Origin of the sequence: Mycobacterium persicum (assembly GCF_002086675.1) — a bacterium.
Classification (GTDB): Bacteria; Actinomycetota; Actinomycetes; order Mycobacteriales; family Mycobacteriaceae; genus Mycobacterium; species Mycobacterium persicum.
In genome coordinates this window covers 1-694 of the sequence record NZ_MVIF01000287.1, presented here as the reverse complement: position 1 = coordinate 694, position 694 = coordinate 1, and the positions used below count along the sequence as shown (strand labels likewise).

The 694-nt window shown below is 68.6% G+C and carries 1 protein-coding gene and 1 pseudogene; both read left to right on the top strand.

From position 1 onward, the window contains the following. Positions 1–356: pseudogene (locus BST40_RS28430) on the top strand (FtsK/SpoIIIE domain-containing protein); the annotation flags it as partial. Between the two features lie 29 nt (positions 357–385). Further along, positions 386–694, top strand: a 309-nt coding sequence (locus BST40_RS28425) for a replication initiator (protein WP_317842863.1), incomplete at its 3' end; no start/stop codon positions are given.

The following is a 694-nucleotide window of genomic DNA, read 5'->3' as shown; positions in this document are numbered from 1 at the left end:
TCGAACACCTGCTCGGCCTGCTCCTGTCGCAGGGGCGTGCCGTCGGGATTTCGGTGGTGGCCGCGGTACAAGACCCGGCCAAAGAGACCCTGCCGGTGCGGCAGTTGTTCACCGTGCGCATCGGACTGCGCATGACCGAAGCCACCCAGACCGCAATGGTGCTCGGCCACGGCGCCCGCGATGGCGGTGCCGAATGCGACCTCATCCCTGATGGCACCCCCGGGGTCGGGTACGTGATGATCGACGGCACCGCCGACCCGTTACGGGTGAGGGCCTTCCACGTCACCGACCGCGACATCGCCGCGTTGGCCCGTACCTTCCGGGCACCACGCCCGGGCGACCAGGGAAACCGGTGAACACCCTCGCCGTCACTGGCGGGCAGCCGATGTTCGTGCTGCCGGGCCGGCCGTTCACCATCGATGCCGATGCGGTGATCACCCAGATGTGCCGACGCGCTTCCTCACCACGCTTCGAAACATGGTGGCGGCGGGTGGAATCGGTCGGGTACTGCGCCCACCCGATCCAACTGGTCGGTGACGACCACGGCGGGCGTCAGCATACGGTGTGGACGCGCTGCAACAACCGCCGCGCCGCCGTGTGCCCATCGTGCTCAGATCTGTATGCCCGCGACACCTGGCAGCTGGTGCACGCCGGAGCCGCCGGCGGCCACCACAACGTACACGCTGAAGTCGCC